Annotated in this window: 11 protein-coding genes; 10 read left to right on the top strand and 1 reads right to left on the bottom strand. The window is 54.5% G+C overall.

Annotation, left to right across the window (positions count from 1 at the left end; genetic code table 11):
* Nucleotides 1-282 precede the first annotated feature (282 nt).
* The gene (locus Dform_RS02955; protein WP_076003694.1) at nt 283-1,482 is read left to right on the top strand and encodes an argininosuccinate synthase; all 1,200 of its coding nucleotides are present in this window, start codon (nt 283-285) and stop codon (nt 1,480-1,482) included.
* A gap of 101 nt (nt 1,483-1,583) precedes the next feature.
* Nucleotides 1,584-2,957 (top strand): argininosuccinate lyase, encoded by a 1,374-nt coding sequence (gene argH / locus Dform_RS02950; protein WP_076003693.1) that lies wholly within the window; start codon nt 1,584-1,586, stop codon nt 2,955-2,957.
* Between the two features lie 98 nt (nt 2,958-3,055).
* Here the strand turns inward: argH and rpmB are convergent, their stop codons facing one another.
* On the bottom strand, nt 3,056-3,241 hold the full coding sequence (rpmB, locus tag Dform_RS02945; RefSeq protein ID WP_076003692.1) for a 50S ribosomal protein L28: 186 nt from the start codon (nt 3,239-3,241) through the stop codon (nt 3,056-3,058).
* Between the two features lie 139 nt (nt 3,242-3,380).
* Between rpmB and Dform_RS02940 the strand changes: the two genes are divergently transcribed.
* The 8 genes from Dform_RS02940 (at nt 3,381) to Dform_RS02905 (ending at nt 14,466) form a co-directional block, all read left to right on the top strand.
* On the top strand, nt 3,381-5,015 hold the full coding sequence (locus Dform_RS02940) for a DAK2 domain-containing protein (RefSeq protein ID WP_076003691.1): 1,635 nt from the start codon (nt 3,381-3,383) through the stop codon (nt 5,013-5,015).
* Nucleotides 5,016-5,040: 25 nt separating this feature from the next.
* Nucleotides 5,041-5,880, top strand: coding sequence for a DegV family protein (locus Dform_RS02935; RefSeq protein WP_076003690.1), 840 nt, complete (start codon nt 5,041-5,043; stop codon nt 5,878-5,880).
* Nucleotides 5,881-5,972: 92 nt separating this feature from the next.
* Nucleotides 5,973-8,459 (top strand): ATP-dependent DNA helicase RecG, encoded by a 2,487-nt coding sequence (gene recG, locus Dform_RS02930; RefSeq protein WP_076003689.1) that lies wholly within the window; start codon nt 5,973-5,975, stop codon nt 8,457-8,459.
* 75 nt (nt 8,460-8,534) lie between these two features.
* On the top strand, nt 8,535-9,617 hold the full coding sequence (locus tag Dform_RS02925; protein WP_225973721.1) for a PQQ-dependent sugar dehydrogenase: 1,083 nt from the start codon (nt 8,535-8,537) through the stop codon (nt 9,615-9,617).
* Between the two features lie 88 nt (nt 9,618-9,705).
* Complete coding sequence (gene argS / locus Dform_RS02920) at nt 9,706-11,379, top strand: arginine--tRNA ligase (protein ID WP_076003687.1); 1,674 nt, start codon at nt 9,706-9,708, stop codon at nt 11,377-11,379.
* Nucleotides 11,380-11,943: 564 nt separating this feature from the next.
* Nucleotides 11,944-13,092, top strand: a complete 1,149-nt coding sequence (locus tag Dform_RS02915; RefSeq protein WP_076003686.1) for an acyl-CoA dehydrogenase family protein — start codon at nt 11,944-11,946, stop codon at nt 13,090-13,092.
* Nucleotides 13,093-13,320: 228 nt separating this feature from the next.
* Nucleotides 13,321-13,806 carry a DUF5946 family protein gene (locus Dform_RS02910; protein WP_076005043.1) on the top strand — a complete coding sequence of 162 codons (486 nt, stop codon included), beginning with the start codon at nt 13,321-13,323 and terminating at the stop codon, nt 13,804-13,806.
* A gap of 129 nt (nt 13,807-13,935) precedes the next feature.
* Nucleotides 13,936-14,466, top strand: a complete 531-nt coding sequence (locus Dform_RS02905) for a dCTP deaminase (protein WP_076003685.1) — start codon at nt 13,936-13,938, stop codon at nt 14,464-14,466.
* The last annotated feature ends 45 nt before the right edge of the window (nt 14,467-14,511 follow it).

The raw sequence follows: 14,511 nt of genomic DNA, 5'->3' as shown, positions 1-14,511 counted from the left end.
CTGCCAGCGAACAGGCGATTATCAAGCCTATCAGCAGTAATGCGATCATCTCTTTCCAGTCTTATAAATTTTGACAGACAATCGACCAGTCTTAAATAGGAATTTCGTACTTGCTGTTATGGTAATCCGGAATATTGCTGATACTATGAATTTTTAATAAGGTTTTTATCTTAGATTTTTCTGAAACCGTTTTTACGTCGCTGACCACGATTCGGTCATTGGCATCAAGTCCCCGCTTTGTAGCATAATAAGCGTTACTCTCGATTGTTAGAAAGGTCGTCTATGACTGAAAAAGTAGTTCTGGCATATTCCGGCGGCTTGGACACCTCGGCGGCTATACCGTGGCTCAAAGAGCACTATGGTATGGACGTCATCGCATTGACCATCGACGTCGGTAACGAGCGTGACTTCACCCAAATCCGTGACAAAGCGCTTAGAGTCGGCGCTGTCAAGGCTGTGGTCATAGACGCCCGCAAGGAGTTTATCGAGGATTATGTCTGGAAAACACTGGCCGCAGGGGCTATTTATGAAAACGAATATCCCTTGGCCACCGCCATCGGCCGGCCGCTGATCGCCAAATTACTCGTCGATGTCGCGTTGGCTGAGGGCGCCACCGCCATCGCCCATGGCTGTACCGGCAAAGGTAACGACCAGGTTCGATTCGACGTAGCCACCGCCGCCCTAGCCCCCCACCTCAAGGTCATCGCCCCGGCCCGCGAGTGGGGCATGACCCGGCTCCAGACCATCGAATACGCCAAAAAGTTCAACATTCCCCTGCCGGTTACCGCCAAAAATCCCTACTCGGTCGATGAGAACCTCTGGGGCAGATCTTGCGAATGCGGCATTCTTGAGGATCCATGGGTGGAACCCCCGGTTGATGCCTTCGCCTGGACTCGAGAGGTAAAAGATACTCCTGAGAAGCCGGCTTACGTGACTATCGGTTTCAAACAGGGTATTCCGGTAACCTTAAACAATCGGCGCATGGACGGCGTAACACTGGTCTCGACACTGAATGAGATCGCCGGAGCCCATGGCATCGGCCGTATCGATCACATTGAAAACCGTCTCGTTGGCATCAAGTCCCGCGAGACGTACGAAGCCCCGGCCGCGGTTGTCCTGCTCAAGGCGCATGACGCTCTTGAAACGATGACCCTGGCCAAAGACCAGGCGCGCTTCAAAGCTAAAGTTGCCCAGGAATACGCCGACCTTGTTTACAACGGCTTGTGGTTCTCTGCTCACAAGTCAGATCTCGATGCCTATATTCAGAACACCCAGAAATACGTCACCGGCACCGTTCGTTTGAAACTGGAGAGAGGTTGCTTCCGCGTCGTCGGCCGCAAATCTCCCTATTCCCTTTACAGCCATGGTCTGGCAACCTACGAGACCGGTGACACCTTCGATGCCACAGCCGCCGTAGGTTTCATAAAGCTCTGGGGCCTGCCGGTGCGTACCCAGGCCAGGGCGCAGACGTTGAAAAAATAGTAAAGGATAAAACGGAATTCAACGATTTTAGGACGATTGCCTCCGGTTGAAAATCATTGTCTTGGGCACTTGTTTCTTGGGTATAGTTATTGGGGGAAATCATGAGCCACGTTAGAAGCCGATTCGATAAACCCGCCGATGAAATGGTGATCAAGTACACCACATCCCTCCCGTTTGACAAGCGCCTTTATCATGAGGACGTTCGGGGTTCGATTGCCCACGCCCGGATGCTCGCCAAACAGGGAATAATTCCACCCTCGGATGCCCTCGAAATCATGAGAGGGCTGCTTGAAATTGAAATTGACATCAATGATGGCAAATTTGAGTTCAAACCTGAGATGGAAGACATCCACATGGCCATTGAGGCAAGGCTTAAGGAAAAGATAGGAGAGGCAGCGGGACGACTGCACACGGCCCGGAGCCGCAACGACCAGGTTGCCACCGACTTACGGCTCTACATGAAAGATGTCATCATTTGGACGCTTGAATCTGTCAGGTCTTTACAGGCTGCCTTCCTTGGACTGGCTGAAAAGAATCTCGATGTCATCGTGCCCGGATATACACATCTCCAACCCGCGCAACCTGTTCTGCTGGCGCATCATTTTTTGGCCTATTTCGAGATGCTGCAGAGGGATAAGGAACGTTTCTCCGACTGCCTGAATCGCACCGACGTGTTACCCCTGGGCAGCGGGGCTTTGGCGGGAGTCGCCTATAACATTGATCGCGCCTTCGTAGCCAGAGAGCTTGGTTTCTCGTCGGTGAGCCGGAACAGCCTGGACGCTGTGTCTGATCGAGACTTCGTTGTCGAATACCTCTCCACCGCCTCCGTAACAATGATGCACCTTTCGAGACTATCCGAGGAAATGGTCATCTGGAGCGGGGCAGAATTTGGTTTCATCGAAATCGATGACGCGTACGCTACCGGTTCATCGATAATGCCCCAAAAGAAAAATCCTGATGTCGCTGAACTGTGCCGCGGCAAGACCGGCCGCGTTTATGGCCACCTTATTGGGCTTCTGACTACCCTCAAGGGATTGCCCCTGGCTTACAACAGGGACCTTCAGGAAGACAAGGAAGCCATCTTCGACGCTACGGATACCTTGTTGATGTCTCTGAAGGTGGTCGGCGGCATGGTCGAGACCATCAAAATCAGGCCTGAGAGAATGCTGAGCTCGGTTGACCGGAGCTACCTGCTGGCCACCGACCTAGCAGATTACCTCGTGAAGAAAGGTGAGACCTTCAGAAACGCCCACGGCATCGTCGGGCGTTTGGTGAGCCATTCTATCAAGGAAGGCAAGACCTTCTCCGAATTACCGCTGGATGAATACCTTCGCTTTTCCCCGTTGTTCGACCAGGATGTGTTCAAGATCAGTGCAATGACCTCGATCGATTCCAGGAACAATCCGGGCGGAACGGCGCGAACCCGGGTAGAAGAGGCGCTGGCGGAAGCCAAAACCCTGTTGGCAGGGTCGTAAGTCCGCGTCGATTCGGCCACCGAACAAAAAGAACCACCGCCAATTCAGGCGGTGGTTCTTTAATTTTTCGATTGAGTTTTGAGTTGTGTACCCGGGGACTAGGCTGCCGCCATCTTGGACAGGGTGCGCAGGCAGCGGGTGCACAGTGACAACCGGGTGGACTTACCGTTCAAAAGGACGCGGGCCGGATGGCAGTTGGGTTCGGAACGCCGGTTGGTGCGCCGTTTTGAATGGGAAACGTTATGACCGAACATCGGTGTCTTGCCGCAATAATCGCATTTCATATCCGGGGTTATGGACTCCTTTGACTATTCATTTGGCGATAATATACAATGCCGTCCGATAAATATATCACACCCGCAATGCGGGTGACAACTTGTCAAACGTTCAGCGCCATCAACGGCGCCTCTAGAGGTGTAAGGTATGTCAGCCCAAGCGATCATGACCGGACAGGAAATGCGCGATATGCTGGCCGCCGCTGCTGCCTGGCTTGAAAAAAGCGCATCCGATATCGACGCTTTAAATGTTTTCCCCGTGCCCGATGGCGATTGCGGCACCAATATGTTGCTCACCCTCCGCTCGGCGGTCGACGAGACTTCCCGGGTCACGGCGGATAACGTCGGAGAAGTTTCGGCTGCTGTCGCCAAGGGCGCCCTCATGGGCGCCAGGGGCAATTCGGGGGTCATTTCCTCGCAGATATGGCGCGGGGTCGCTACTGTATTTGAGGGCAAGGAAACGGTCACAGCGGCCGACTGGGCGGAAGCCCTTACCAAAGCGGTTGAAACCGCCTACAAAGGTTTGTCCAATCCGGTTGAAGGGACTATCCTGACAGTTCTGACCGACGTGGCTGGCGCCGCAAGGTCATCAGCCGAAAACGACGATTCCATCGTTAAACTGATTGAATCGGCGATGAACGCTGCATCCGAATCAGTCGCCCGGACACCCAAACTGCTGCCTGCCCTGCGCGATGCCGGGGTGGTGGACGCCGGTGGTCAGGGTCTGTATACCGAACTCGAGGGCATGCTCCATTATCTTCGCGGCGAAACTGAGCAGATGCAGTTCAAAAAGTCTCGCGTCATCGCCAGTTCATTGCCTTTGGCGGCCAAACCGGTGTCCCGGCTTTCGCCCACCGATGAAGATCCATTCGGTTACTGTACCGAGTTTCTGTTGAAGGGTGAAAACCTGGACCTGAATAAGATACGGACCCAGCTGAAACGCAAGGGTCAGTCTCTGATCGTCGTCGGCGATCCCAGCACCATCAGGGTCCACATCCATGCCCTGGCCCCCGGCCGGGTGCTGAATTACGTCACTAAAATGGGCACGGTACACAAAGTCAGCATTCGTAACATGGATGAACAGCACGAAGATTTCCTGGCGCTGCAGAAAGACCGGCAGCCGACGGTGGAAATCGCCATCGTCGCGATCGTCGCCGGCGACGGATTCGCCGACGTTTTCGCCTCCCTAGGCGCTTCCGGTATCGTAGCCGGCGGGCAGACGATGAACCCATCCACCAAAGACATCTTGCAGGCCGTCGAAGCCGCGGCCTCCGAAAAGGTGATCATCCTGCCCAACAACAAGAATATTGTCCCCGCCGCAGAGCAGGTCAAACAGTTGACCCATAAAACTATTGCCGTCATCCCGACGGAAACTCTGCCTCAGGGAGTGGCTTCCCTGCTAGCCTTCGATTACGAAGCGGATTTTGATTCCAATGTCCAGAGGATGAACGAAGCCAAAGCGAGTGTCCGCACCGTTGAGATTACCCACGCCGTGCGCGACACCAAGATCAACGGGCTTGTGATCAAGAAAGGTCAGGCCATTGGCCTTTTGGATGGTCACCTGGCTGCAGTGGACGAGGCTTCCGACAAGGTGCTGGCTGACCTTTTGGCGAAGACCGATCTTTCCAAAATCGAGGTCATGACCCTTTATTTCGGTGCCGGTACCGCCGAAACGAGCGCGAGGGCGATGGCTGAAAGCCTGATGACGAAATATCCCAGCAAGCAGGTGGAAGTGGTTAGTGGCGGGCAACCTCATTATGACTATGTTGTGTCACTAGAATAACAATTCCTGTTCGGAGGCTAGCCGTATGACAGTCAAAATCGTCACCGATTCCACTTCCGACCTCACGCCCGCGCTGGCCCGGCAATTCGATATAAGTGTGGTCCCTCTTACCGTATCCTTCGGACGCGAATCCTTCCTCGATAGGGTCGAAATATCCACCGATGAGTTCTACCGGCGGCTTACCACCGAAGAGGCTTTTCCTCAAACAACCCAACCCTCACCCAACGCGTTTGCCAGTGTCTATAAGAAACTCTGTGCCAATACCAAAGAAATCCTGGTCCTTACCATTTCCAAGAAGCTCTCTGGAACCTATGATTCCGCGCTTTCTGCCGTTCAGATGGTCAAAGGGGATTGTAAAATAGAGGTCGTTAATTCGGAATCGGCGGCCGGAGCCCTTGGTTTGCTGGCAATTTGGGCATCCAAGCAGGCAGCCTCAGGGATGTCGCTCCCAGACCTCAAAAAGGCAGTTGAAGGCAGGATCGGCGAGACAAAGCCTGTCATGGCTTTCGATACCCTCAAGTATCTGGCTCGCGGGGGCCGCATCGGCAAAGCAAAGGGACTGCTTGGTGTGCTGCTGTCGGTGAAGCCGGTACTCACGCTCAAAGATGGGGAAGTTTCCCCGTTGACCCAGGTTCGCACCATGAAAGCGGGGATGGACGTGCTCTATAATTTCGCGGCCTCTCACAAGCAGATCGATGAAATGGCCGTCGAATACGCCACTACTCCGGACATCGCCGATGCCCTCATCGATAGGCTTGACAGTCTCTATCCGAAAGAAAAAATCTACCGTACTACCGTCAGCCCGGTGCTGGGCGCCTATACCGGCCCAAGTGTTATTTGCGTTTCGGTAATCGGCAAAACTTAACCGTCGCCAAATCAGATCCGTCCTCGGTGTCACCAGGCCATTTATCGGCCGTTCGTGCTTTGCCGTGTTTTTTCCGCTATAATGTAGGTCAAATGTCCTTACCAACAGAAAGACTTCGTTCTGTAATTGCATTGGAAAAGAAAAAAGGCTGCCAGAACACCGCAGTTATCGGAGGTTTGGACAAGTTTCTGGCCAAATGGGCGGTTGAAGCAGCTTCAACCATCAACGACAGGTCAGTCCTTGAACGTTTTAGGAAACTTCTTTCCAGATTTGAATATGCCGCAATGCCGGTCGAAAAACGGTCTGCTGCGCTCGACGGGTTGACTGCCCTGGCGGAAGCTGTCGAGGGCACACCAAACAACATTGCGTTAAATAAAAACCAAAACCAATCGGAAGCCCCTGTAGTAGCGGAGCCGCCCGCCGCCTACCGGAAAAAAGTGACGCAGTCGAAGGCTCCGGCAGCCTCTCCCGCTTCCCTGTCCCTACCCGTGACTGCCCTGAAAGGCATAAGCGAAGCTACTGCCGTCAAATTCAAAAAGCTCGGCATCGCCACTGTCAATGACCTCCTTTATCATTTTCCCGCCAGGCATGTCGATTATTCCCAGACGGCGAAAATATCCTCTCTGTTGCCGGGACCCGATCAGACTATCGTAGCCAATATCTGGGAGGTGCGGCTGACCACGCCCGGCGGCAGGCGCTCCACGGAGGCCATCCTCGGTGACGAAACGGGTAATATCCGGGCGTTGTGGTTCAATAATCCCTACCTTGTGAAGCAACTCCGCAACGGCGACCGAGTGGTCATCAGCGGCCGGGTCAGTGATTGGAAGGGCAGGCTGGTCTTCGAGTCGCCAGAATGGGAAAAACTCGAGGAAAAGGAGTTGGTCCATACCGGGCGGTTAGTACCGGTCTACCCTCTGACGGCTGGCTTGTTCCCTCGCGCTGTCCGGAAACTGATGAAAGAGGTGGTAGATGGGTTTTCAGGATCTTTGTCGGATTATCTCCCTTCCGACATTAGACAACATCGAGGCCTGATCGGTCTTTCTTCTGCTGTCTCTCAGGCGCATTTCCCGGATGACGAACTCTCAAAAAATGCCGCGCGGGTGCGCCTCGCCTTCGATGAACTCTTCTTTCTGCAATTGGGCGTATTAGCCCGGAAACGCGCCTGGCAGCATTCACAGCCGGCTTTAGCCATACCCACCGATAATACATTGCTAAACCGGTTTCTTAAATCGCTGGCTTTTACCCTCACCGGCGCTCAGCAGAAGTCGCTCAATGAGATCCTGTCAGACCTTAAACGCACAGAGGCCATGAGCCGCCTTCTTCAGGGTGAAGTCGGTTCCGGTAAGACGGTAGTGGCTGCCGGCGCTATCCTGATGGCCATTTCCGCCGGATTCCAGGCGGCAATCATGGCCCCAACCGAGATACTGGCAGAGCAGCACTTCCGGTCATTAACCCGAATGCTCGATCTCCTGGCGACCGAAAAGCAGGCAGTAGATGGCATCACAAGCTATCTCGGAATATTGCCTGACCGCCCCTTTTCCGTGGCTCTCCTCATCGGTGATGCCAAGGAATCGGGAAAAACCGCGATTCGAGGCAGAATAAAAACAGGTGAGGTCGACCTGGTAATAGGCACTCACGCTCTGATCCAGAAGGACGTAAAATTCAAGAAATTAGGGCTAGCGGTGATCGACGAGCAGCATCGGTTCGGCGTCGAGCAGCGCCTGAGCCTCCGGCAGAAAGGTACCAATCCACACATCCTCGTCATGACTGCGACGCCGATACCCCGCACCCTCGCCCTGACTCTATACGGCGACCTCGATCTCTCGGTTATCAATGAATTGCCGCCCGGCCGCCAAACCATAAAAACCCGGTGGCTGAAACCGGAACAGCGCTCCAGCGCTTATGCCTTCATCAGAAAACAGGTAGACCTGAAACAGCAGGCTTTCATCATCTGCCCGCTCGTCGAGGAATCCGAAGCCGTACAGGCGAGGGCGGCGACTGCCGAGTACGAAAACCTGAAACAAGACGTTTTTCCAGAATTCCGGCTAGGCCTTTTGCACGGACGTATGTCAGCTACCGAAAAGGACTCCGTTATGGGGGCTTTCGGCACTGGCAAACTGGATATCCTGGTTTCGACGCCTGTTATCGAGGTCGGCATCGACGTACCCAATGCCACCGTGATGCTCATCGAGTCCGCCGACCGTTTCGGTCTTTCCCAATTGCACCAGTTCCGCGGGCGCGTCGGCCGGGGTACAGAACAGAGCTACTGCATGCTCCTGGCTGAAAACCCGTCTGAGGTTGCCAACGCCCGGTTAGCCGTCATCGAAAAGACCCAGGATGGATTTGTCCTGGCTGAAGAAGATCTCAAACTCCGCGGTCCCGGAGAGTTCTTCGGCACGCGCCAATCGGGTCTTCCCGACCTTAAAATGGCCAAACTCTCGGACGTCCCTATCCTCGAAATGGCTCGGGAAGAGGCAACGAAGCTCTTCCAGCAAGATCCGGGGTTGAAAAAACCCGAACACCGAGCCTTGTACGATGAATTGATCCACATATGGCCCCAAACCGGGGAATGGAGCTGAACGAGAGCAAATCATCCTCGCAGTTCCATCTGCCATCCCTACGCCCTATAATAAACCGAGGAGCATCTAATTATCTTGTCTAGAAACCGCATTATCATCGCGCTGTTGATTGTCGCCGCGCTCGTCTTCAGCGGCTTTCTCTGGTGGAATTACATTGGACGCCGTACCGTTCCCCCACCTTCAGCCTCAATAGCCGAGAACCTGGACATTCCCTGGGAAATGGTCTTTTTACCCGATAAAAGCATATTGCTAACGGAACGTCCCGGCACGGTAAGGTTCATTGACTCGAACCGCAATCTCCAGAATCAGCCAATTTTCACCATAACCGACGTCGCCGCGATAGGCGAAGGCGGCCTGCTCGGCGCGACGTTGCACCCCCAATTTGCGATCAACGGCTGGGTCTATTTCTATTACACCTACCAATCGGGCACCGGGCTGGCTAACAGGGTTGTGCGTTATACCCTCCACGGGACGACCTTCAGTGATCGAACCGTTATTATCGAGGGCATCCCGGGCGGCAACATCCACGACGGCGGGCGTATTAAATTCGGACCTGATGGTCTGCTCTATATCTGTGTAGGTGAAACCGGCAATGAAAATTTAGCCCAGGATCTCAATTCCCTTGCCGGGAAAATCCTTCGTCTCACTGACGACGGCACCATCCCGGCATCCAATCCGTTCCCCGATTCGGCCATCTACTCTTACGGCCACCGGAATCCGGAAGGGCTGGTTTGGGATGACCAGGGACGGCTTTGGGAGACCGAACACGGCGCCAGCGCGCAGGATGAGATTAATCTCATCGAGCCCGGAAAGAATTACGGTTGGCCGGTGATCAGGGGAGACCAGACCGCCCCCGGCATGACCAGCCCGGTTCTTGCCAGCGGTAATGTAACCTGGGCTCCTTCTGGGCTGACGATCGTAGCCGGATCAATATATTTTGCCGGACTGGAGAGCCAAAGCCTGTTTAAGTACGATATCTCAACAGGCAAGCTCACCAGATATCTGAACGGAAGCTTCGGCAGGCTAAGAGACGTCGTGGCGGGACCCGATGACCTGCTATATATCCTGACCAACAATCGAGATGGCCGGGGTATTCCCCTGACCGGTGATGACCGGGTTATCAGGATCGATCGTACCGGTCTGGTTGAATCAACCTGACATTTCCGGTATTTAGCAGTTGACATTGTCTTGAGCGAGCTGTGTTATAATCGTTTCCTATTCAAAACGAAAACCTGGAGTTAGCCAATTGAACGGAATATTAGCGGTTAAGAATTCGATTATTTCTCTCATATCTGAAGCGGTCGCCCAAGCCCAGCAAACGGGTAAATTACCTGCTGTTTCGGTTCCTGCCATCCTTATAGAACACCCCCAGAACCAGCAGCACGGCGACTACGCATCCGGCCTGCCCTTAAAAATGGCACGCGCCACGGGTATGAGACCCATAGATATCGCCGGGATTATCGCCGGTTTTATCCCTGCTATCCCCGAGATCAAATCGGTCACTGTCGCCCCCCCCGGTTTCCTCAACTTCACCCTTTCCGACGCCTGGATTACCGAACAGGTTGAAGCGGTCATCGCCTCCGGTGAATGCTATGGCAACATCGACCATGGCAAGGGCAAAAAGGTCCAGATCGAGTACGTTTCGGCCAACCCCACCGGCCCCATCCATGTCGGTCATGGGCGAGGCGCCGTACTGGGCAGCAGCCTTGCGCTGGAGCTTAAAGCCGCCGGGTTCGACGTCCAGCAGGAATATTATGTAAACGACGCCGGCAACCAGGTCATGTCCTTCAAACGTTCGCTTTATACCCGTTACCTTCAGCAGTTGGGCATCGACGCCGAAATGCCCGCTGAAGGTTATTTCGGGCACTACATGATCGACCTGGCGCGGGATATCTTGCAGGAAGAAGGTGACCGCTTCCACGAAATGCCCGCCGACGACGCCATCGAGCAACTGGGCATCGTCGGACTCAGGAAAATGCTTGATCTGATCCGCACGGATCTCAACCGGCTCGGCGTCACCTTCGACCGCTGGTTCTCGGAACAAAGTCTCTATGACAGCGGAGAATTTGCCGGAGTCCTCGAAATGCTCAAGAAGGCCGGCTACGTCGCCGAAAAAGAGGGCGCCGTCTGGTTCACCTCTACCGCCCTCGGCGAGAGCAAGGACAACGTCATCATCCGGACTGACGGCACTCCCACCTATTTCGCCTCGGATATTGCTTACCATTATGATAAATTCGTCCGGCGCGGCTTCGACCTCGGCATCAATATCTGGGGCGCCGACCACCAGGGGCACGTCTCCCGTATGAAGGCTGTGCTCCAGGCTCTGGGCATCGATCCCGCCCGCCTCCACGTCATCATCTCCCAACTGGTGACCTTGCGCCGCGGCGAGGAGCTTGTCAGGCTTTCCAAGCGCACCGGCGAGATCATCACCCTCTCCGAGGTCCTCGACGAGGTCGGTTCGGACGCCTGCCGCTTCAATTTCCTCGGCCGCAGTGCCGACTCGCAGATGGATTTCGACCTTGAGTTAGCTAAGAAACAGTCTTCCGAAAACCCGGTTTATTATGTCCAGTACGCCCATGCCCGGATCTGTTCCATCATCGGTCTTGCCCGGGACAGAGAGATCGATTACACTGACGGCGACGTCACCAAGCTGGTCGAACCCGCTGAACTGGAACTGCTCCGCAAGATGCTGCTCCTGCCTGAAGTCATCGCCCAGGTGGCAGACACTTTCGAGCCCCACCACCTCGCCTATTACGCCCAGGTGCTGGCCAACGCCTTCCACCTGTTCTACAAAGACTGCCGTGTCGTCTCGGCCGATCTTTGCCTGTCCAAGGCCCGCTTAAAGCTGGCTGTGGCCGCCCGCACCGTCCTCGCCCGTACCCTGCACCTCATGGGCATGTCCGCCCCGGAGTGCATGTAGGCTTCTTCGTGGTCGGGGTTGTGCGAAAACAATTGAAACAATTCCCCTGTGCGGCGGCGAACCTGTTGAGTCCGGTTCGATTCGTTTTTTGAATTTTCGGGGAAAAACGTTTTTCCGAAACGAAACGTTCAAAATCAAAGAAACGATTGTCGGAGGCGGCGAAACGATTCCTCTTGACGAAGATGGAATCGCGACCTAAGGACATGTGTACTATTTTCTTCACGGTGGTATTATAGCACTAGTGTTCCTTCGGGTGTCAAGCGTTTCGTGACGTTTTTGGTGGGTTTGGGAAATATATTTGTGCCAACTCGATATCTCTAAAAATAAAAAGATCCGTTCGCCCTGAGCTTGTCGAAGGGTAAAGCGATTTCTGCCAGGCACCGTCCATTCATGATTTCCTTCGGCTTCGCTCAGGACAGGCTAGGCTCACCACGAACGGACTCTGAAGGATTGGCGGTTTCGCTACGCTACACCCCTCGACCACTTGAACAACCCCTCCCCTCCCCCTATAATAGCGCCGTTCGTTGAACTATCGCTCAATAATCTTCTTAATGAGGAGTCACCGTGGAATACTTCTTGAATGAGCTTCAAACGACCGTCCGCGATCTGGCCCGGGGCATCGCCGAGGAAAAGGTCCTGCCGGTCCGCGCCGAACTTGATGAAAAAGAGCAGTTCCCATGGGAGATCGTCAAGGAGATCGCCGCCTCCGGCCTTTACGGCATCGCCATCCCCGAGGAATACGGCGGCATCGGCGGCGGCTCGTTCGAGTTAGTATTAGCCGCCGAGCAGTTCGCCCGCGTATGCGGCGGCGTCGCCGTGACCTATGCGGCCAACTTCCTGGGCTCCGACATCCTCATCGATAACGGGTCGCCCGAGCAAAAAGTCCGCTTCCTGCCGGACATCGCCTCCGGTGAAAAGCTTTGCGCCTTCGCCATCACCGAAGAAACCGCCGGTTCCGACGCCGCCGCCCTCAAAACCACCGCTGTCAGGACTGACGACGGCTACCTCATCAACGGCAGCAAGCGCTTCATCACCAACGGCGGCGACGCCACCATCTACACCATCATCGCCCGCACCGAACCCGGCAAAGGCGCCCGCGGCCTGTCCGCCTTCATCGTGGAGAAGGACACCCCCGGATTCACCTTCGGCCGCAAGGAAAAGAAGATGGGCATCCGGGCGTCTTCGACCCGAGAACTTCTCTTCGACGACTGCCTGATCCCCAAAGAAAACCTCATCGGCAAGGAAGGCATGGGCTTCTTTTATGCCATGAAACTTTTCGAGAAATCCCGCCCCGGCATCGGCGCTCAGGCGGTCGGTATCGCTCAGGGAGCCTTTGAAGCCGCCATGGAGCACGCTGAGAACCGCGTACAATTCGGCGAAGCCATCATCACCTTCCAGGCCGTCCAGCACATGCTGGCAAACATGGCCATGGATATCGAGGCCGCCCGCTGCATGGTCTACAACGCCGCCCGCACTGTTGATTCCGGCCTCCAGAAGAGCGCCAACATGGAATCCGCCATGAGCAAGGTTTACGCCTCTGACGTCGCCATGCGGGTCACCACTGACGCCGTGCAGATCATGGGCGGTGTCGGCTATATGCGGGACTACCCGGTTGAGAAATTCATGCGCGACGCCAAGATCACCCAGCTCTACGAAGGCACCAACCAGATCCTGCGTAACATCATCGCCAATGAACTCAAGAAACGCTACTAAAGTTTTTTTGTAATCTGAATACCCAAAACCCCCGTTCGCCCTGAGCCTGTCGAAGGGTGAACATGGTTCGACGTGAATAATTTGTTAAGTACCCGTTCGCCCTGAGCCTGTCGAAGGGTGAGCGATTTCTGGCCGGGCACAGTCCGTTCATGGATTTCCTTCGGCTTAGCTCAGGACAGGCTTAAGCTCACCACGAACGGACTTATATTTTTGGGATATAATTCAACCATGGCTCGAACCACCTGCCCTGGCTGCGGTCTTGAACTCGAATCCCCCGAAACGGGACTCGACGAACGGTTCAACGCCTCGTACGCCTGTCGCCACCTTTGCGATGAGCTTTCCTGCTTCACGTTGAATCAAGCGGACGCCGAATTTACTCACCAACTGACTGTGGACGCCTATTGCGCCCAGCACGCGGGTCCGAACGTTAAACCCATTTCGATTGCTTTCTCACTTATCGGACTTTACCTGGTTTGTGAACGCGGCTACACCGGCCGGCAGGTCCAGCTTGCCCACATGGCGCTCGCCAAGCAATCAAAACAATGGCCCCGCTTCAACCCCCCGCCCATGACCGGAACGATGACCGTTTTGGATGTTTTGACTGGCATCAATGGCGAGAATTATCGAAAGCGCATTCGCGATTGGGCGTGGTCGGTTTGGAAGGCGTGGAAAGACTTTCACCTGCCTGTTGCCGAGCTCGCAAATCGATATTAAAAATCGCCTGACGATACTTCCATTATCAGTGCCAATCGGGTAGCAAAAAAATCGTTGTTTTCAGCGGTTTCTCGGGATACAATTGTCAACAAGCTTTGACCCTCCATAGTTATCACCTGCGGAGGCATAATGAGTGTTTTAACCGGGCGTCAGATCAGGGAACTGGTATTCTCCGGCCAAACTCTTATTGATCCCTTCGATGACTGCCTTGTCGAACCGGCTACCTGCGACTTAAGGTTGTTTCACAAAGTCCTCGCCAGCCCGGTGGGAGAGACTCAAACGGGTAAAGTTGTCGATCTTCGCGATTTTCCCGATGGTTACAAAGTTCTTCCCGGTCAAATGATAGCTGTTCTTTCTTTGGAAAGAATCAACCTGCCGTTGAATATTGTAGGCAGATTCGGCATCAGGTCTTCACTCGCGAGGAAAGGTTTCAATGCCTTTGGCGGACTTCAGCTCGATCCGGGATTTCGCGGCAGATTGATGATGAATCTGGTTAACGTAGGTCCGAGTCCCGTTCCTATCTTTAATGAGTACCGGGCGTTTTCAGTCGAATTCAGTAAACTGGACGAAGAAGTGGAACAGGGATATTGTGGCCCTTTTCAGGACCAGGACGATTTTCCCGCCGACCAGTATAACTACATTCTTTCAGCGGGAACGTAACACGATCTTCTATCCCTCACCCCTCCCACCTCCATGTTAAAATAC

Source organism: Dehalogenimonas formicexedens (assembly GCF_001953175.1).
Lineage (GTDB): Bacteria > Chloroflexota > Dehalococcoidia > Dehalococcoidales > Dehalococcoidaceae > Dehalogenimonas > Dehalogenimonas formicexedens.
Note: the sequence above shows the minus strand (reverse complement) of the source record. Positions and strands in the feature narration are given on the sequence as shown.

Bases quoted from the DNA above. Each gene is read 5' to 3' on its own strand.
- Dform_RS02955 (WP_076003694.1), top strand. From the start codon at position 283: ATGACTGAAAAAGTAGTTCTGGCATATTCCGGCGGCTTGGACACCTCG.
- Dform_RS02940 (WP_076003691.1), top strand. From the start codon at position 3,381: ATGTCAGCCCAAGCGATCATGACCGGACAGGAAATGCGCGATATGCTG.
- Dform_RS02905 (WP_076003685.1), top strand. From the start codon at position 13,936: ATGAGTGTTTTAACCGGGCGTCAGATCAGGGAACTGGTATTCTCCGGC.
- rpmB (WP_076003692.1), bottom strand. From the start codon at position 3,241: ATGAAATGCGATTATTGCGGCAAGACACCGATGTTCGGTCATAACGTT.
- recG (WP_076003689.1), top strand. From the start codon at position 5,973: ATGTCCTTACCAACAGAAAGACTTCGTTCTGTAATTGCATTGGAAAAG.
- Dform_RS02910 (WP_076005043.1), top strand. From the start codon at position 13,321: ATGGCTCGAACCACCTGCCCTGGCTGCGGTCTTGAACTCGAATCCCCC.
- argH (WP_076003693.1), top strand. From the start codon at position 1,584: ATGAGCCACGTTAGAAGCCGATTCGATAAACCCGCCGATGAAATGGTG.
- Dform_RS02935 (WP_076003690.1), top strand. From the start codon at position 5,041: ATGACAGTCAAAATCGTCACCGATTCCACTTCCGACCTCACGCCCGCG.